This window comes from Acinetobacter kookii, from assembly GCF_900096895.1.
Taxonomy (GTDB): Bacteria; Pseudomonadota; Gammaproteobacteria; order Pseudomonadales; family Moraxellaceae; genus Acinetobacter; species Acinetobacter kookii.
In genome coordinates this window covers 78,865-97,610 of record NZ_FMYO01000007.1, presented here as the reverse complement: position 1 = coordinate 97,610, position 18,746 = coordinate 78,865, and the positions used below count along the sequence as shown (strand labels likewise).

General features: G+C 37.2%; 16 protein-coding genes and 1 pseudogene. 16 read left to right on the top strand and 1 reads right to left on the bottom strand.

The window, feature by feature from the left end; genetic code table 11:
• The first annotated feature begins 3 nt into the window (after positions 1-3).
• From rfbB to galE, 16 genes and pseudogenes are all read left to right on the top strand, one after another.
• Positions 4-1,080, top strand: coding sequence for a dTDP-glucose 4,6-dehydratase (rfbB, locus tag BLP85_RS10750; protein WP_092820082.1), 1,077 nt, complete (start codon positions 4-6; stop codon positions 1,078-1,080).
• Between the two features lie 8 nt (positions 1,081-1,088).
• Positions 1,089-1,994, top strand: a complete 906-nt coding sequence (rfbD, locus tag BLP85_RS10745; RefSeq protein WP_092820081.1) for a dTDP-4-dehydrorhamnose reductase — start codon at positions 1,089-1,091, stop codon at positions 1,992-1,994.
• Position 1,995: 1 nt separating this feature from the next.
• A complete protein-coding gene (gene rfbA / locus BLP85_RS10740) occupies positions 1,996-2,895 on the top strand; it encodes a glucose-1-phosphate thymidylyltransferase RfbA (protein WP_092820080.1) in 900 nt (299 codons plus the stop codon).
• Between the two features lie 63 nt (positions 2,896-2,958).
• A complete protein-coding gene (gene rfbC, locus BLP85_RS10735) occupies positions 2,959-3,522 on the top strand; it encodes a dTDP-4-dehydrorhamnose 3,5-epimerase (protein WP_092820079.1) in 564 nt (187 codons plus the stop codon).
• A gap of 13 nt (positions 3,523-3,535) precedes the next feature.
• Positions 3,536-4,348, top strand: a complete 813-nt coding sequence (locus BLP85_RS10730; protein WP_092820078.1) for a glycosyltransferase family 2 protein — start codon at positions 3,536-3,538, stop codon at positions 4,346-4,348.
• A 4-nt stretch (positions 4,349-4,352) separates the two neighbouring features.
• A complete protein-coding gene (locus tag BLP85_RS10720) occupies positions 4,353-5,522 on the top strand; it encodes an O-antigen polymerase (RefSeq protein WP_143002189.1) in 1,170 nt (389 codons plus the stop codon).
• A gap of 5 nt (positions 5,523-5,527) precedes the next feature.
• The gene (locus BLP85_RS10715) at positions 5,528-6,412 is read left to right on the top strand and encodes a glycosyltransferase family 2 protein (protein ID WP_092820075.1); all 885 of its coding nucleotides are present in this window, start codon (positions 5,528-5,530) and stop codon (positions 6,410-6,412) included.
• On the top strand, positions 6,409-7,212 hold the full coding sequence (locus tag BLP85_RS10710) for a glycosyltransferase (RefSeq protein WP_092820074.1): 804 nt from the start codon (positions 6,409-6,411) through the stop codon (positions 7,210-7,212). Before BLP85_RS10715 ends, BLP85_RS10710 begins: the two co-directional genes overlap by 4 nt.
• A gap of 984 nt (positions 7,213-8,196) precedes the next feature.
• Positions 8,197-9,564, top strand: coding sequence for an undecaprenyl-phosphate glucose phosphotransferase (locus tag BLP85_RS10705; protein WP_092820073.1), 1,368 nt, complete (start codon positions 8,197-8,199; stop codon positions 9,562-9,564).
• A 111-nt stretch (positions 9,565-9,675) separates the two neighbouring features.
• On the top strand, positions 9,676-10,551 hold the full coding sequence (gene galU / locus BLP85_RS10700; RefSeq protein WP_092820072.1) for a UTP--glucose-1-phosphate uridylyltransferase GalU: 876 nt from the start codon (positions 9,676-9,678) through the stop codon (positions 10,549-10,551).
• A gap of 280 nt (positions 10,552-10,831) precedes the next feature.
• Positions 10,832-10,978, top strand: coding sequence for a hypothetical protein (locus tag BLP85_RS14965; protein WP_171259704.1), 147 nt, complete (start codon positions 10,832-10,834; stop codon positions 10,976-10,978).
• A 1,053-nt stretch (positions 10,979-12,031) separates the two neighbouring features.
• Positions 12,032-12,646 (top strand): sugar transferase, encoded by a 615-nt coding sequence (locus BLP85_RS10695; protein ID WP_092820071.1) that lies wholly within the window; start codon positions 12,032-12,034, stop codon positions 12,644-12,646.
• A 16-nt stretch (positions 12,647-12,662) separates the two neighbouring features.
• Positions 12,663-13,226: pseudogene (locus BLP85_RS10690) on the top strand (UTP--glucose-1-phosphate uridylyltransferase); the annotation flags it as partial.
• A gap of 121 nt (positions 13,227-13,347) precedes the next feature.
• Positions 13,348-14,604 carry a nucleotide sugar dehydrogenase gene (locus BLP85_RS10685; protein ID WP_092820070.1) on the top strand — a complete coding sequence of 419 codons (1,257 nt, stop codon included), beginning with the start codon at positions 13,348-13,350 and terminating at the stop codon, positions 14,602-14,604.
• Positions 14,605-16,278 carry a glucose-6-phosphate isomerase gene (gene pgi / locus BLP85_RS10680; RefSeq protein WP_092820069.1) on the top strand — a complete coding sequence of 558 codons (1,674 nt, stop codon included), beginning with the start codon at positions 14,605-14,607 and terminating at the stop codon, positions 16,276-16,278. It begins immediately after the preceding gene.
• Complete coding sequence (gene galE, locus BLP85_RS10675; protein WP_092820068.1) at positions 16,271-17,293, top strand: UDP-glucose 4-epimerase GalE; 1,023 nt, start codon at positions 16,271-16,273, stop codon at positions 17,291-17,293. Before pgi ends, galE begins: the two co-directional genes overlap by 8 nt.
• A 49-nt stretch (positions 17,294-17,342) precedes the next feature.
• On the opposite strand, the gene BLP85_RS10670 is transcribed toward galE, so the two are convergent.
• A complete protein-coding gene (locus BLP85_RS10670) occupies positions 17,343-18,710 on the bottom strand; it encodes a phosphohexomutase domain-containing protein (protein WP_092820067.1) in 1,368 nt (455 codons plus the stop codon).
• Positions 18,711-18,746: the final 36 nt, after the last annotated feature.

Sequence of the window (18,746 nt, the reverse complement as noted above, 5' to 3'; positions counted from 1 at the left end):
TATATGAACATACTTATTACAGGTGGTGCAGGTTTTATTGGTTCTGCGGTAGTGCGTCACATTATTCAGAATACCCAAGATAGTGTTTTGAATGTTGATAAACTGACGTATGCTGGCAATTTGGAATCTCTAGAAAGCATTCATCATCATGAACGTTATACTTTTTCGCAAACAGATATTTGTGATCGTTCTGCTTTAGATCAATTATTTGCAAATTTTCAGCCAGATGCAGTGATGCATTTAGCTGCTGAGTCACATGTAGATCGCTCAATTTCTGGTCCTGCAGATTTTATTGAAACCAATATTATTGGTACGTATCAGCTTTTAGAAGCGACTCGTCAATATTGGAATACATTGGCTGAGCCTCGGAAACAAGCCTTCCGTTTTCATCATATTTCTACCGATGAAGTTTATGGTGATTTAGAAGGCACGGAAGATTTATTCCTTGAAACAACCCCCTATGCGCCGAGTTCACCTTATTCAGCAAGTAAGGCAAGTTCAGATCATCTAGTCCGTGCATGGCATCGTACCTATGGATTGCCTGTTGTGGTGACGAACTGCTCAAATAATTACGGACCTTATCATTTCCCTGAGAAGCTTATTCCTCTAATTATTCAAAATGCATTGGCGGGTAAAGCCTTACCTGTTTATGGTAATGGTCATCAAATCCGTGATTGGTTATTTGTAGAAGATCATGCTCGTGCTTTATATAAAGTCGTGACAGAAGCTGCGGTGGGTGAAACCTATAATATTGGTGGACACAACGAACAGAAAAATATTGATGTGGTCAAAGCCATTTGTGAGTTGCTAGAAGAATTAGCACCCAACAAGCCAGCAGGTATTGAACACTATCAAAACCTCATTACTTATGTGACAGATCGCCCTGGACATGACTTACGTTATGCAATTGATGCAAGTAAAATCAAAAAAGATTTGGGTTGGATACCACAAGAAACCTTTGATACTGGACTTCGTAAAACTGTTGAATGGTATCTGAATAACCAAGAATGGGTTGAGCATATTCAAAGTGGTGAATATAAAAACTGGATTCAACAGCAATATCAAACGGAACAGGCTTAATCAATCAGATGAAAATTTTACTTCTAGGTAAAAATGGTCAGGTTGGATGGGAGCTTCAACGTGCATTACAACCATTAGGTGAAGTCACAGCCTTAGATCGCTCTATCAATGAAAATGGATTATGTGGTGATGTTGCAAACTTCTCAGCAATAGCACAAGTATTTAATCAAATTCAACCTGATATCGTGATCAATGCGACGGCTTATACAGCTGTAGATAAAGCCGAATCTGAACAGCATGCTGCTGATTTAATTAATCATACAGCAGTGGCGCATTTGGCTGATTTATGTAAACAGCAGAATGTATTGTTAATACATTACTCAACCGATTATGTGTTTGACGGTACAGGGACCAGTGCTTGGACGGAAGATGCTGTCAAACAGCCTGTAAATTATTATGGGCGTAGCAAACGTGATGGTGAAATTGCTTTAGAAACTAGTCAAGTTCGGTTTATTAACTTTCGCACTTGTTGGGTCTATGGCACACATGGTCATAACTTTATTAAGACGATGCTAAAATTGGCTCAAACTAAAGAAGAGCTAGGAATTATTCAGGATCAAGTGGGCGTACCAACAGGTGCAGCTTTAATTGCTGATGTGACAGCACAATCGCTACGTTATTACACCTTACAAACGCTTGATCAGCAAAAACAATTACATGGTCATTATCATTTGGCACCAGCTGGTGAAACTACATGGTATGAGTATGCGAATTATATTTTTGAACAAGCACGCCAACGTGGCATGACTTTAGCTATTCAAAAAGTAAATCCAATAGCAACTTCAGCTTATCCAACACCAGCATGTCGACCACTGAATTCGCGTTTAAATACGCAAAAATTACAACAGTCTTTTAAGCTACGTTTGCCAGAGTGGCAGCAAGGCGTGGCTCAAGTCATTAGTGAGATTTTATAACATGACAACTTCAATAAAACGTAAAGGGATTATCTTAGCCGGTGGTTCGGGGACACGTTTGTATCCAATTACTATGGGTACATCCAAGCAACTGCTTCCAATTTACGATAAACCGATGATTTACTATCCTTTATCGGTTTTAATGTTAGCGGGTATTCGTGAAATTTTAATTATTTCTACACCTGAAGATTTGCCTAATTTTGAAAAATTATTGGGTACAGGTGAAGAACTAGGAATTCAGTTGTCCTATAAAGTTCAGCCTTCCCCAGATGGTTTGGCACAAGCTTTCATTTTAGGTGAAAAGTTTATAGGCAAAGATAATGTTTGCCTGATTTTAGGTGATAACATTTTCTACGGTCAGCATTTCAGCGATCAGCTCAAACGTGCGACTCAGCAGGCGACTGGTGCAACTGTATTCGGTTATTATGTGAATGACCCTGAGCGTTTTGGCGTGGTTGATTTTGATGCTGAAGGTAAAGCGCTCAGCATTGAAGAAAAACCAGAAAAGCCGAAGTCAAACTATGCAGTAACTGGGCTATATTTCTATGACAATGATGTCATTGAAATTGCAAAAAATATTCAGCCTTCACACCGTGGTGAGTTAGAAATTACCGACGTGAATAATATCTATCTTGAAAAAAATGCCTTAAATGTTGAGGTGTTAGGTCGCGGTTTCGCATGGCTAGATACAGGTACACATGACTCTTTATTAGAAGCAAGTCATTTTGTTCAAACTATTGAAAATCGCCAAGGTTTAAAAGTCGCAAGTTTGGAAGAAATTGCTTTTAATAATGGCTGGATTAGTCCTGAACAACTCAAACAGCGTGGTGAGTTTTTTAAAAAGACTGGTTATGGTCAGTATTTGTTGAAACTATATGATGAGCATGTAGCTAAAGCCTAATAGAGTGAAAGTGCCCAAATGGGCACTTCGTTTGTCATGTATTTTCAAGTTTGAGTCAGTCTAATGAATGTTATAGAAACGAAGATTAAAGATTTATTAATTTTTGAGCCACGAGTATTTGGTGATGATCGTGGTTGGTTTATGGAAAGTTTTAACCAGCACGTATTTGAAAAAGCATTAGCTGAACGTGGTTTGGATATCCCACAGTTTGTTCAGGACAATCATTCATTTTCTAAAAAAGGGGTTTTGCGTGGCTTACATTACCAGTTAAATCCACATGCACAAGGGAAATTGGTGCGTGTGGTACAAGGTCGTGCTTGGGATGTTGCTGTAGATATACGTAAAGACTCAGAAACTTTTGGTCAATGGGTCGGGGTGGAATTGAGTGGAGAAAATCATAAGCAATTCTGGATTCCTGCTGGTTTTGCACACGGGTTCATTGCTTTGGAAGATAATACACAGTTTTTATATAAGACCACAGATTACTATTCTAAAGAGTGTGAGCGATCAATTTTGTGGAATGATGAAGATTTAAGTATTGAATGGCCAATTGAGGAAGGGTTGAAATTACTTTTGACAGATAAAGATAGTCTAGCGCCGATATTAAAAGTTGCAGAACTATTTTGAGAGATTGAATTGAATGAATTATATACCAAATGCAATTAGTGTAGTTATTCCGACCTATAATCGTGCTCATTTGATTAGAGAGTCTATTCAAAGTGTATTAGACCAGACTTTGCTTCCTCAGGAAATTATAATTGTAGATGATTTTTCAACTGATAACACAGAGGAAGTGGTTAATTCATTTAATTCACCATTAATTAAATTTGTTAAAAATCAAAGAAAAAAAGGGGCAAATGGTGCTAGAAATACTGGTATTTTAATGGCTCAGGGGGAGTATATTGCTTTTCATGATAGTGATGATATTTGGTATGAAGAAAAATTATTTGAGCAGCTAAATATATTGAAAAATGACGATAAAATAGATTTATGTTTTTGTTCAATGAAAACTACAGGTAGATGGAATAGAAAGATAATTGTCCCTAAGGCTAAAGTTAGTATTGAAAAAATTTATGATAAGATCGAAAAATATAGCTTTATTAGTACACAAACTATATTTGTAAGAAGCTGTATAGCTATGGAGGTAATGTTTGATGAAGAAATCAAAAGATTGCAGGATTGGGACTTTATTTTAAGATTGAGAAGAAAAAATAATATTTTTCATTTGAATAAAGTTTTAGTGGATCAAAATATAGGTGACATGAGTATTTCTAAGCAAAGTGATCCTATAGAGGCCTATAAAAATATTTTTGAAAAATATCCATTTTTAATAAATAATGGATTACAGAATATTTTTTTTAAAAATAGAATTAGTTATAGAAATAATAAAAATATAGTATTATTTTTAAAAATATTATTTTTAAAAATGCTGCTTTCTATTAAATCTTGGTAGTTGTATGTATTTAAAATTATTCACTCCATTTTTATTTTTGATTTTCTTGCAAATCTTTTGTTTTTTATTGTATAGAGGTTTTACATATATACCCTCAAGTGGTAGTGAATTTTTTTTAATTCTTATATATTTTTCAAGTTTTTTTATAATCATATACTTAAGTATTGTTTTTGAGAAAAAAGCTAATCATGTGATAAGCTTTTCTTCTAAAAGATTTTTTGATTATTCGATGTTATTTATATCGCTATTTTTCTTAGTAAGGCCAACTATTGTATTATTTGGTATAGGCTTTGAAAATGGTTTTGAATATTTAAGAATTAACTACTATGAGGATGACTCTATCCAAAGGTTAGCTTATGGATCAAATATTATAAATGCACTTACTAATTTTTATATTGTACCTTCACTTTGGTTTTATTTGATTTATGTCTCGAATTCTAATACAAAAATAGCTAAATTCAATTTTTACTTTATATTGATTTTATTGATTTTATTTAATCTTTCTTATGGGGGGAGATTTAATATTTATTTTTGTATGCTAGTATTGTTTATTAAAAGTGTTCTGAATGGTGAAAATTTTTTTAAATTTATAAAGAAATATTTTATACTTTTATTAGTATTATTTGTTTCTTCAATTATTATGTTATTGTCAAGAAAAAACAGAAGTATTGAGGATCTATCAAATGAGTTTTTAAGTCTTTTTGAATACCATATTTTGCCAATATTTATATTTTCTCAAAAGATTGATACTAAAAGATTAAATCCAGATGGTTATCCATTTGAAGTCATAATTAATAGTTTAATTGCACCTTTTCTTTTTTTATTTGGATTAAATGGAGATAAAATACCATATATATATATCCCTAAAATATTAAGTGAATTTAGTTTGTATTCAAATGCTACTAATAATTATTACAATGCTTATGGAACTTTATATAGTTATTTTTATATAGATTTTGGGTATTTTACTCCTGTATTTTTTATTATATTTTGTTCTTATATATTTTGTGGATCATATTTTTTAAAAGATGACATGAGAATTAAATACATAGCATATTTTTCATTTATGTTGTACACAAGTCTTTTTCAGGCGCCTATATTTTCTCCTGGTGCAATAACTATCTTAATCCTCTTTCCTTTATTATTTAGTTTTTTAAGTAAGTTTTCGAGATAAAGTTTATGAAATTAATAAGTGTAATAGTAACATACAACCCTAATCTTCAAAACTTATCAAAACTGACAGAAATGCTTTCGGCATCGTGTACCGACGTTGTGATTGTTGATAATTTTTCAAAAAATATCAATGAACTATCGGCTTTATTAATTAATGCTGAAGTTGTTTCACTAAGAGAAAATTATGGAATTGCAAGGGCACAAAACACTGGTATTAAAAAAGCTCTAGAGTTGGGCGCAAAAAAAATATTTTTTTTTGATCAAGATAGTGAAATTGACGAACATTTCATCAAAAATTTAGTCTCAGATTATAATAAACTTGAAGGTATGGGAGGAAAAATTGCTGCTATAGGGCCGCAGTTTATTGATAAAGAATTTGGTTTTTATGCACCAGGATTAATTGTAAAGAATAATGGTTTAATTAATAAAATTGATATTAGTGAAATTGCTGAACCTGTACAAGTAGGTATTATTATTTCTTCAGGTTCACTGATTCCTGTAAGTGTCTTGCAAGATGTTGGTTTTATGAATGAAGATTTTTTTATAGATTATGTAGATACAGAATGGTGTTTTAGAGCACTACAAAAAGGTTATAAAATTTATGTTTCAAACAAAGCTGTAATGTATCATAGTGTTGGGGAGTCAACTATTACATTATTAGGTAAAACTTGCCCCGTTCATTCTCCATATCGAAGATATTATAGGGTGCGTAATCTTTTTTTAATGAAAAATATGCCTCATATTAGTAAAGCTTGGATTTTTTCTATGCTAATTAATAATTGTATAGCGCAAATTATTTTATTTTTTACTCAAAAAAATAAATTTTCTTATATACATTACTTTATTATATCTATCATAGATGGTCTTAAAGGAAAAAAAGGAAGTCTATGAGCAAAGTTATTGCATCATTGGTTATATATAAACACTCTTATTCTGATCTTAAGCTTACATTAGAAAGCCTTTTGGGTTCTGAAAACATCTCTAAAGTAATTTTAATTGATAATGATAACACTGATTGGGCACATCAATTTGAGCATAAAAAAGTTAAATACTTAAAATCTCCGGGTAATATTGGCTTTGGTTCAGGTCATAATTTAGCAATCCGTCAATTTGCAAAGCAGTGTGATTTTTTCTTAATTTGTAATCCAGATATTGTGTTTGATTCTACTGAATTTGATAAATTAGTACATTTTGCATCTACGCATGATGCAGGTTTATATTTGCCAAAAATTGTTTATGAAAATGGAGAAAATCAGTACGGTGCTCGGCTTTTGCCCTCGCCATTAAATTTGTTTGCTCGTCGTTTTTCACCAAAATATGCTGAAAATTTGGACGAAGATTATTTACTTAAAAAGATTGACCTTTCAAAGCCAGTGTTCGTTCCTTATTTACATGGTTGCTTTATGTTATTCCGTTCCGAAGCTTTACTTGAGCTAGGTGGATTTGATGAGCGTTATTTTATGTATATGGAAGATGTAGATTTATCACGTCGCTGTGCGGAAAAATTCGGAAATATATATTACCCATTAGTTCAAGTTATTCATTTACATGAGCAAGGATCTTATAAAAATAAAGTCTTGCTCAAAGCCCACTTAAAAAGTGCATGGCAATACTTTAATAAATGGGGATGGTTTTATGATTCAGGCCGAAAGAAATTAAATGCATTATGTATAAAAAATATAGGAAAATAATCTTCTTTTTTATATTTCTCTATAGGAATCTTTAAAATACTCAATATCATCTTTACAAAGGTATGTGTAGACTAAAATTAGGTATTTAAATTCTGTAATTCTTAAAGCTAACTTCCATTTACTTTTCAAAATTTTGATAATATTTTTATTTTTGCATAGGTGTGAATAAGAACTGCTTTTTAAGTATATTTATTATAATTTAATCAATTAATTCTTAGGTAAATATTAATAATATTTCTTGTCTGGATTTTAAAATTTAAATCATGTTTATTCTATCTAAAAACTGTAAATCTTTATTAATTATATTTTTAACTACGGAACTAGACAGAAGCTTGGTATTAATATTTTTCTAGTATAATGGTTTAATTACAATAAGGTGATGGTTGTTATTGCTGTGGTTAAAATAATCGGATTGTGAAAATTAATCAGTAAGTGATTCAGGTGGGAAATATGTTCTAAGGCTAACTGGAATAGGGGTGATAAGGAAAAACTGGAACATGAAATAGGCCATAAACTTTTTCCCGAACCTTTAGATAAAATTATTGATATCGGGTAGTCATCTATCGGAAATTTTTATAAATTTATTAATGCCAACTTGAGTAGCTTGGGAGTTCAAATATGCATTATAGTGAAAATACAGCTTATATCTATTATTGGAATTTAAAAAAAATTTAACAAAAATATGATTAAATTCATAAATCTTATTAAGACTTATATTGCGTAATTAATATTATATTTTGTGTTGTAAGAATGCAGTAAAAACAGGCTATAATCATACCCTGTTAATAGGCGATGGTTCAGCGCAGCAATGGGGTGAATACAAGCATACTTCAGTAGACGACATTACTTTCGCCTATTTTTTTAATAATATCATTAATATTTTATGACACAATAATCCATAAAGAGTTGAATTTCATCTACTAGGTGATTAAAGATGATAATTCAATCTTGGGGGTAAGGGGTCAGTTAACTTGAAGGTTTAAGATGGCGTCCAGATTAAATGCATCTTATGTCTCGATATTGCAGCGGTCTTGCGATGTTTTAGCGATATATGGGGGAATATATATCGTTTCAAAAATCAATAATTTGACTGTAGATCATCGGACTTTACTTGCTTTTTTAACAGTAATCAGTGTATTTCAATTAATAGGTGGCCTGACCGACTTCTATCGGTCTTGGAGAGGCATTAATCTTGGTTATGAACTGATTTCCTGTTTAAAAAATTTAACAATAACACTCATTACTTCTTACTTGATTCTTTTATTTTTTACTTATATCTCATTAAGTATCGCATTTAAATATTTTATCTTTGTCATCCTGTGTATGACCGGCTTCCGTATGCTGATCCGGCTGGTATATGCACTGTTCTTTAAAGTATTTAATAAAGCTGACCGTATACTGGTCATCGGTGAGTCTGCCAAAGCCAGAAAATTATATGATGATTTAACCCGTTCCGCTTGGACTGGTGCAGCGTCCTTAGGTCTGTTCGCTTTTACCACTAGTCAAAACCCGGAGGCACAGTATGATGGTGATCTCAATGATGTGATTGAGACGGTCAAGCAGGGCAAAGTTAATAAAATTTATATTGTGATTGAAAAGAGCAATTTGCAACAGACAGAAGCACTCTTGGAAATTCTTGCTGATACTACCTGTTCGACGATTATTGTACCGGAATTATTTTCCTATAACTTATTATATTCCCGGGTCGAAGATATTAATGGCATCCCGATTATTCCACTGTTCGATACTCGTATTAATGGGATCAATACCTTATTAAAACGGATTGAGGATATTTTTGTGGCATCGGCTATTCTTCTGCTGATTTCACCATTGCTGCTGTTGATTGCGATTGCGATTAAGTTAACTTCCAAAGGACCGGTATTTTTCCGTCAGATTCGTTATGGTTTAAATGGCCAGCCAATTAAGGTGTTCAAGTTTAGAACCATGACAGTTATGGAAAATGGCACCGAAATAAAACAAGCCGTAAAAGATGACCCACGAGTAACCAAAGTCGGTAAAATTTTACGGCGTACTTCGCTTGATGAATTGCCACAATTCCTTAATGTGATTCAGGGCAATATGTCTGTAGTGGGACCACGCCCGCATGCGGTTGCGCATAATGAAGAATACCGTAAACTCATTACAGGCTATATGCTTCGTCACAAAGTCAAACCGGGGATAACAGGACTGGCTCAAATACGCGGCTGGCGAGGTGAAACGGATACTTTGGATAAAATGGAAAAGCGCGTTGAATGTGATTTGGAATATATACGGACTTGGAGCTTATTGCTTGATTTAACAATTATATTCTTAACCGTATTTAAAGGCTTTATTAATAAAGCCGCATATTAGGTCGGTATAATATCAATATATGTAGTCTTTTTATTCGTAATTAGTGGAATTTTAAAATAGTTTTATGATTAGAATTATTTTAATAATTTTTAAACTTAGAAGTGTGATGTAATGATTAAAAAAGCTATTCTTCCGGTTGCAGGCCTCGGTACACGTTTCTTGCCTGCCAGTAAATCCATTCCTAAAGAAATGGTCACGGTGGTCGACCGTCCGGCCATTGAGTATGTGGTACGTGAGGCTGTTGCGGCAGGAATTGAACAGATTATTCTGGTGACCCATTCATCTAAAGTATCGATTGAAAATTACTTTGACCGTAATTTTGAGCTGGAAACCACACTTGAAAGTAAAAAGAAATTCGATTTGCTTAAAGAAATTACCGAGATTTTACCCCCGCATGTGAGTGTGATCAGCGTACGTCAGCCACAACCACTCGGTCTAGGTCATGCCGTACTTTGTGCCAAAGCAGTGATTGGAGAAGATGACTTTGCTGTTTTACTGCCTGATGTATTGGTGAAAGATTCTGATCCGGTTAATGACCTAAGTTTGATTATTCAGCGTTTTAATTCATCTCAAGCTTCACAAATTATGGTGGAAGCTGTGCCGGATCATATGGTCGATCAATACGGTATTGTCGATGTTGCAAGTTCACCTTTAGAGGGTGAAAGTATTAAAATGCAAGGGATTGTAGAAAAACCGGCAGTCGGCACGGCACCCTCCAATCTTTCTGTGGTTGGACGTTATGTCCTGCCTGCCAAGATTATGCAGTTATTGGAAAATACCCCGAAAGGTGCAGGCAATGAAATTCAACTCACCGATGCGATTGCAGAATTACAAAAGACAGAAGTGGTTGAAGCCTATCGAATGAAAGGTCAAACTTTTGATTGCGGCAGCAAACTGGGTTATTTGAAAGCCGTGTTACATTATGGCGTAGATCATCCTAAATTGGGTGAGGACTTTAAAGCTTTAATTCAAGAACTTGCTCTATAAGCCCACAATATAAAAGTTACAATATTTGGCCAAACACGTTATGCCTGTGTAATGTCTGTACTGCTTTTCGAATGTGGACATCAGGTATAGGGGGATCTATTTCAGCAGTCAATCGTTTACTGAAAAAAGCTGAAAGTGGGTTGCTTAAATGTTGTAACTTATCTGATTTGAGTCTTGAGATTGATGCTTATTTTTCCAGTTTCAATCCGACTAAAGAACACTAGAGCTAGATCTTTTAGAATAATTACAATAGTGCTGAATTATTCATGTTTCAACTTAGGTGATGGATGTAACTGAAAAATTTCGAAAAATGCTGGTTGATGATCATTGGATTGATTTGCCAGATGCGATTCAGGAAGGCAATGCGCTACAAAGTATGGCAAAAACCGAGCCGTTAATCGTAGTCTGTAACCCATCTGAAGTTTAAAACAAAGTCAGGAAATTGTTACATCTTTTATTTCCCGTCAGCAGCAGTTTCTATTTATGCCTGTTTTAAATGCTGAATTGACTAAACTTCATATTTCCGGGAGGGTTGCAACACGGATTGGTTATATCAATCATTGAGCTGTAGTTTAGAGCACTTAGATAAAGTTAGATATTTTTCAATTACTTATATAAAAAATGAACTTGATATCTTTCAAGCATAGTTTAGGGGTGGCTACCTTTAGTCGGAAAATGCTTCTTCGATGGTTCAAGTATTAAATGAAAAATTGATCATAAGAAGCTCCTGTATTACTTGAATTGAGTAAAAAGAAGCATCTTTGAGCTGATGTATTTCATACATAGATTATGCATGAACGCTAAAAAAAATATAGTACAAATATTCATCAAAAAATGATCAATTCTTGATTCATGAAAGAGATTGGGTAATTCAGAAGTGGGTTGATGTAGAGGGTAATAATGTGGAAGATAAATTGCATAATTTGGTACATTCGCATTTTTCTTGGCATTATTTAAAATAAATCTTTAATTTTTTGATAATATACGCGGGTGCAAGGTATTCATAATATTATGGAATCCTTGAAATTATTATCTGAAACTTTTTAGAAGAGGAGCATATGAGTAAGTTTTTAGATTCGAGAGGCTAACGGTGAATGCTGATCATATTAAATTTATAGGTAGGATTGATTCTAGAAGGGAGTCTAAAGGCTTAAATGCTTGAGATGTTTCTTACTGAAGGAGTGTATGAACTTGGTGTTGCAATAAAAGCCTACCATTTATTCTAAGGCGGCTAATAAAATGGAATGAGGAATCTGAAAGATCTGCTTTGGTTAAGAAGCATCGTTTGGATTGGTAGTTCATGATAGAAACTCCAAAAGTTGGCTAACAAGTTTTTAAAATTAATGATGAATTTCATAATATGAAACATATTTCTGCAAAGCAAACTTTAATAGAGCATTATATTGAACCGGTAGCTATGAAAAAAATTATTTCAATAATAAATGAACTTTATTAAAAAAAAGGCCGTAGAGAATTTGTTATGAAAAGACTAATAGATTTTATTATTGCATCTATCGCTCTTATAGTACTTTCGCCTATCTTTGTTTTTGTGGCGCTTAAAGTCCGAAAAAATCTTGGCTCGCCTGTCTTTTTTTATCAAGAACGACCTGGTAAAGATGGTAAACTTTTCAAAATGATTAAGTTTCGTTCTATGAAGGATGCCTTTGATAAAGAAGGTAATCCGTTACCAGATGAGCAACGGATTACTGCTTTTGGACAAAAACTCCGTTCCACAAGCCTAGACGAAATGCCACAGCTTATAAATGTTTTAAAAGGTGAGATGAGCGTGGTTGGTCCACGACCAATGCTTAAGGAATTTGTTGAGCTTTATTCTCCTGAGCAAGCTCGACGTTTAGAGGTTAGACCGGGAATGACCGGCTTGGCACAAGTAAGCGGTCGTAATGAACTGGATTATGAAGATCGTTTTAAATGTGATGTTTGGTATGTAGACAACCATAATATTAGGATAGACTTTAAAATTATGTGGAAAACAGTGGGCGTAATGACAAGGGGTGATGGTATTAATGCCCCTGGGCATGTAGGACCTTCATTGTTCCAGGGTAATGAACCTAAAGATGACTCAAAAGTATGTTAGGTTAAGCTTAGTTAATATGATCAAAAAAGCTATTCTCCCAGTCGCAGGTCTAGGCACACGTTTTCTGTCTGCAAGTAAATCCATTCCTAAGGAAATGGTGACTGTGGTGAATCGTCCTGCCATTGAATATGGGGTTAAAGAAGCTGCCGCAGCAGGCATTGAACAAAGTATCTTAGTGACACACTCTTCCAAAGCCTCCATTGAAAATTATTTCGATCGTAATTTTGAGCTGGAAACGACCTTAGAAAATAAAAAGAAATTTGATTTATTCAAAGAAATTACTGAAATTCTCCCCCCTCATGTCAGTATGGTGAGTGTACGCCAGTCACAACCCTTGGGTTTGGGACATGCCGTGCTCTGTGCCAAAGATGTGATTGGAGAAGATGACTTTGCTGTATTACTGCCTGATGTATTGGTGAAAGATTCTGATCCGGTCAATGACCTAAGCTTAATGATTCAAAGTTTTAACCCATCTCAAGCTTCACAAATTATGGTGAAAGCTGGGCCGGATCATCTGGTCGATCAATATGGCATTGAGGAGGTAACTGCATCCCCTGCAGAAGGTAAATGTATTGTGATGTAAAAAATTATAGAAGAACCGATATCTCAAAATCCTATTACAGTATGGCGTAGATCATCCTAAATTGGGTGAGAACTTTAAAGCACTTATCCAGGAACTTGTATTATAAGGCGGTAGAACGATGAAGGTTGCAGTATTTGGACAAACCCTGTATTCAGGCGTCCTGTCAGCATTGCTGGCCGAATGTGGCCATCAGGTGTATTGGTGTGATTTTCTAAAAAAAAGCACTTTAGAACACGCCTATGCCCAAGATGATGCGGTCAAACAGTTACTGGATAAACAGGAAAAAAATGGATTTTTAAAATACTGTCACCTGAATGATATTGCCCTGGATATCGATGCCTATTTCTTTAGTTTTAATCCGACTGAAGAAAATTTAGGCATTGAAATATTAAAAGCAATCGGTCAACGTCAAATTATTCATCCTAAACTGATGATTAATGCATCTACGCTAGGCTTGCATGGCACGGACAAATTACAAAAGTATTTACCTGAAGATGACTGGGTGTATTTACCCGATATTATTCAGGAGGGGAATGCCTTGGCCAGCATGACTCAAGCCGAACAGTTGATTGTGGGCTGTGAGCAAAGCAAGGTTCAACTCAAAATCCAGGAATTATTGCGTCCATTATTTCCGCGCCATCAGCAATATTTATTTATGCCCATTTTGGATGCTGAATTTACCAAGCTTAGCATTTCAGGCATGTTGGCGACACGCATTAGCTATATCAACGATTTGGCTGTCGTGGCTGAAAAACTGGGCATTGATATCGAGCATGTGCGTCAGGGCATGGCAGCGGATAGCCGGATCGGGTCGTCCTATCTGTATCCAGGTGCGGGTTTTGGCGGAGAAAACTTCTCGCATGATATTCTTACTTTAGCCAATACCGTGTCCGGGACAGGGGCTAAAAGTCAGCTGTTGGCGCAGGTTTGGGAAATCAATGAACAGCAAAAAGAGCTGCTGTTTAGAAAACTGTGGAATTATTACCATGGCGATTTAAAAGCTAAAACGGTGGCAATTTGGGGTGCCTCTTTTAAAGAAAATACGGCACGTATCCAGCAGTCACCGATTCATATCATGCTGAAAGCCTTATGGGCACAAGGCGTGACGGTCAAATTGCATGATCCGCAGGCATTGGCGGAAATTGAGAAAGTCTATGGACATCGTGCGGACCTGATTTATTGTACAGACCAGTATGAAGCCGTAAACGGCGCACATGCCTTATGCCTGTTAACTGCCTGGAAACAATATTGGAGTCCGGATTACCCGACTTTATTAAAAATCATGCAGCATCCGCTGATTTTGGATGGTCGAAATATTTACGATCCCGACTATGTGAAAGCGCAGGGATTTGCCTATATGGGGGTAGGACGTTAAATGATGACTCAAGCACAACCTTATCCAGTAGAAGAGATTGATACTGTTCTAAACAAGCTGGTGAACTTGAAAAATGAATACGAGAACAGGCATTTAAGCGATTTTTTTGCAGAAGAAGATGACCGTTTTCAAAAATTCTCTGTAAATTTAGAGACCATTGTCTTCGATTTTAGCAAGCATCGGATCAATCAGGCTGTACTTGACCGTTTGGTTGAATGGGCCCATGCACAAGAACTCAAGCCCTGGATTAAACGGCTGTTTTCTCGTGAAGCCATTAACTATACCGAACAGCGTGCAGTGATGCACTGGGCATTACGTTTGCCTCCGCATGATCAACAGCATGCTGACGTTGCAGCGCAGGTTCATCAGCAACTTCAGCGCATGTATGCCCTGGTGGAAAAAATTCATGCCGGTCAGTTTCGCGGTGCAACCGGGGAAGTGATTCAGGATGTGGTCAATATTGGTGTTGGAGGGTCGGATCTTGGGCCATTAATGGTTAGTCATGCTTTATCAGATTTTAAAAAACAGACCACCAAGCCTTTAGATGTACACTTTGTCTCGACCATAGATGGCAGCCAGCTTTCAGCATTATTGCATCAGCTACGCCCTGAAACGACATTATTCATCATTTCATCCAAGTCTTTTGGCACCATTGATACTTTATCCAATGCGCAAACCGTGCGTTTGTGGCTGGAAAAAGCACTTGGTCAACATCCGTATATTCTCAAGCACCATTTTATCGGAGTATCCACCAAACCTGAGAAAATGACCGAATGGGGCATTGCGCCTGAAAATCAGTTGTTGCTATGGGACTGGGTCGGTGGGCGTTATTCGCTCTGGTCGTGTATTGGCTTGCCAATTGCATTAACCATTGGGGTTGAAGGCTTCAAGCAGCTGCTGGCCGGGGCTTATGCCATGGATCAGCATTTCCGGAATGCTCCTTTTGCAAAGAATATTCCAGTGTTGATGGGCTTGCTGGGTGCCTGGAATACCAACTTTCTAGATATCCAGACCCATGCCATTTTGCCTTATGATGGCCGTTTAAAATATTTTGCTTCGTATTTACAGCAACTGGAAATGGAATCGAATGGCAAATCGATTCAACGTACAGGGGAGCACGTTGAAACCAATACTTGTCCGATTGTGTGGGGTGAGGTTGGACCGAATGCCCAGCATGCTTTCTACCAGTTATTGCATCAAGGCACACAAGCCGTCAGCTGTGATTTTATTGCACCCGTAAAACGCTATAATGCCCAGCAATTTACTTATGTAGACAATGCCGATGCCTTGATCGAGCAGCATCATTTGGCACTGTCCAACTGTCTGGCACAGTCGCGCTTGCTGGCATTTGGCAATCAGGCCTTGGATCAGGCTGAACTGAATGATTTACCTGTCTATAAACAATATGCAGGCAATCAGCCCAGTAGCACCATTTTACTTAAAGAGCTGACACCCTATAGTCTGGGGATGCTGATTGCCATGTATGAACATAAAGTGTTTGTGCAGTCTGTCCTCTGGAATATCAATCCCTTTGACCAGTGGGGGGTTGAAAAAGGCAAGGAAATTGCCAATCAGCTGCTGCCGATTTTAAGTGGTGAAAGTCAGAACATTTCAGAGCTGGATGCCTCGACTCAAGGTTTATTAAAGATACTATTAGGAAAAACCCATGGCTAAAATTTTAGTGACTGGCGGTGCAGGCTATATTGGCTCGCATACTTGTGTGGAACTCTTAAATTCAGCGCATGAAGTGATTGTGCTGGATAATCTCTGCAATAGTTCGGAAGAATCTTTAAACCGTGTACAACAGATTTGCGGAAAAACCCTGACTTTTGTGCAGGGTGACATTCGCGATGCACAGGTTCTAGATCAGGTTTTTCAGCAGCACCACATTGATGCGGTGATTCATTTTGCCGGGCTAAAAGCGGTAGGGGAAAGCCAGCAAATTCCACTGGCTTATTTTGACAATAATATTTCTGGCTCGATTCAACTGGTACAGGCCATGCAGCGCGCAGGGGTATTTAATCTGGTCTTCAGTTCATCGGCCACCGTGTATGATGAGGCCAATGTCTCGCCTTTAAATGAAGACATGCCTACAGGTATGCCAAGTAATAACTATGGTTATACCAAACTGATGGTTGAACAGCTTTTACAGAAATTGTCCCTGGCAGATGAACGCTGGTCGATTGCCTTACTGCGTTATTTCAACCCGGTCGGTGCGCATAAAAGTGGTCGTATTGGAGAAGATCCGCAAGGCATTCCGAATAACCTGATGCCATTTGTCACTCAAGTCGCAGTGGGCCGTCGTGAAAAACTGGCGATCTTCGGCAATGATTACGATACCGTTGACGGGACGGGCGTGCGCGATTATATTCATGTGGTGGATTTGGCGAATGCGCATTTGTGTGCCTTGAATAACCGCCTTATGGCAAAAGGCTGTCGTGCCTGGAATATTGGAACCGGTCAGGGCTCATCGGTTTTAGAAGTGGTGAAAACATTTGAACGGGTCAACCATGTGCCGGTCGCCTATAGCATCGAGCCGCGTCGTGAAGGCGATGTAGCGACTTCATTTGCAGACAATAGCCGTGCTGTGCAAGAGTTAGGCTGGAAACCGCAATATACTTTGGAAGATATGCTGGCAGACAGCTGGAACTGGCAAAAGCAAAATCCGAATGGTTATCGCAACCAGTAGGTATAAAAAAGGAGCTTTCGATCAAGCTCCTTTTTTAATAGCAGCAATTTTAGCCTTGAATCAGTTGGGTCAATTCATCGACATAATCCTGTATCGGTTCAGGATTCCTATCTGCACGGCTTTCAATATTTAAGCGCAGTAATGGCTCGGTATTGGAAGCGCGTACGTTTAAACGCCATGCGCCAAAATCCAGGCTCACGCCGTCTGTTCGATCAATGACCGGATTTTGATCGGCATAGTGATCAAAAATCTTTTGAATGGTCGTTTGGGTATCTGCCACTTTGAAGTTGATTTCGCCTGAACATGGGAATTTTTCAATCATTTCTTCTACCAGGGCAGACAACGGTTTTTGGGTTTCTGACAATACCGACACCGCTAACAGCCATGGAATCATGCCGCTATCGCAATAGGCAAAGTCACGGAAATAATGGTGTGCACTCATTTCTCCGCCATATACGGCATTATGCTCGCGCATTTTTTCTTTAATGAAAGAATGACCGGATTTAGACTGGATCGCTTCACCTTGGTATTGTTCAACAATGTCAAAGGTATTCCAGACCAGGCGCGGGTCATGCACAATTTTCTCACCCGACTGTTTCAGCAAGAACGCTTGTGCCAATAGACCCACAATATAATAGCCTTCAATGAACTGGCCTTTTTCATCAAACAGGAAGCAACGGTCAAAGTCGCCATCCCAGGCAAGTCCCATGTCAGCCCCATGCTCAATAACGGCTTGACGCGTGCTATCCCGGTTTTCAACCAGCAGCGGGTTGGGAATGCCATTCGGGAAGCTGCCATCAGCCTCATGATGAATTTTAATAAATTCTACCGGTACATTCAGAACCTTGAATTTTTCTTCAATCGCATCAATCACATGACCTGCTGCACCATTACCCGCATTTACCACCAGTTTCATCGGTGTGATCTTGGAAGCGTCGATGTAAGTCATGAGGTGATCTACAAATTCAGGCAGGATATTGTATTTTTCAGTCGTCCCTTTTACGGCAACGTCATTAAATATGCCAGATTCAGCTAGAACTTGAATCTCTTTAAGGCCTGTATCTGCACTGATTGGGCGTGCATTTTCACGCACCAGTTTCATGCCGTTGTAATCCATCGGATTATGACTGGCAGTCACTTCAAGGCCGCCTTGAACATCGAGGTGGAAGGCACCGAAGTAGACTTCTTCCGTTCCCGTCATGCCTAAATCGAGTACCTTGACACCTGCATCATTTAAACCGCGAATGGTCGCCTGTTTCAGGCCTTCACTGCTCAAACGAATGTCACAACCGATGACCACTGTTTTAGGTTGATAGATCTGTCCATAAGCCCGGCCAATTTTATAGGCAATGTCTTCATTTAATTCTTCACCCAATTTTCCACGAATATCGTAAGCTTTAAAACAACTCAGCGTCATGTTTTTTACTCTTTCCTTTGCAAGAAAAAGGCCGGT

Bases quoted from the DNA above. Each gene is read 5' to 3' on its own strand.
- BLP85_RS10670 (WP_092820067.1), bottom strand. From the start codon at position 18,710: ATGACGCTGAGTTGTTTTAAAGCTTACGATATTCGTGGAAAATTGGGT.
- galU (WP_092820072.1), top strand. From the start codon at position 9,676: ATGATTAAAAAAGCTATTCTTCCGGTTGCAGGCCTCGGTACACGTTTC.
- BLP85_RS10730 (WP_092820078.1), top strand. From the start codon at position 3,536: ATGAATTATATACCAAATGCAATTAGTGTAGTTATTCCGACCTATAAT.
- BLP85_RS10705 (WP_092820073.1), top strand. From the start codon at position 8,197: ATGGCGTCCAGATTAAATGCATCTTATGTCTCGATATTGCAGCGGTCT.
- rfbC (WP_092820079.1), top strand. From the start codon at position 2,959: ATGAATGTTATAGAAACGAAGATTAAAGATTTATTAATTTTTGAGCCA.
- BLP85_RS10685 (WP_092820070.1), top strand. From the start codon at position 13,348: ATGAAGGTTGCAGTATTTGGACAAACCCTGTATTCAGGCGTCCTGTCA.
- BLP85_RS10715 (WP_092820075.1), top strand. From the start codon at position 5,528: ATGAAATTAATAAGTGTAATAGTAACATACAACCCTAATCTTCAAAAC.
- galE (WP_092820068.1), top strand. From the start codon at position 16,271: ATGGCTAAAATTTTAGTGACTGGCGGTGCAGGCTATATTGGCTCGCAT.
- BLP85_RS10710 (WP_092820074.1), top strand. From the start codon at position 6,409: ATGAGCAAAGTTATTGCATCATTGGTTATATATAAACACTCTTATTCT.
- pgi (WP_092820069.1), top strand. From the start codon at position 14,605: ATGATGACTCAAGCACAACCTTATCCAGTAGAAGAGATTGATACTGTT.
- rfbD (WP_092820081.1), top strand. From the start codon at position 1,089: ATGAAAATTTTACTTCTAGGTAAAAATGGTCAGGTTGGATGGGAGCTT.
- rfbA (WP_092820080.1), top strand. From the start codon at position 1,996: ATGACAACTTCAATAAAACGTAAAGGGATTATCTTAGCCGGTGGTTCG.
- rfbB (WP_092820082.1), top strand. From the start codon at position 4: ATGAACATACTTATTACAGGTGGTGCAGGTTTTATTGGTTCTGCGGTA.
- BLP85_RS10720 (WP_143002189.1), top strand. From the start codon at position 4,353: ATGTATTTAAAATTATTCACTCCATTTTTATTTTTGATTTTCTTGCAA.
- BLP85_RS10695 (WP_092820071.1), top strand. From the start codon at position 12,032: ATGAAAAGACTAATAGATTTTATTATTGCATCTATCGCTCTTATAGTA.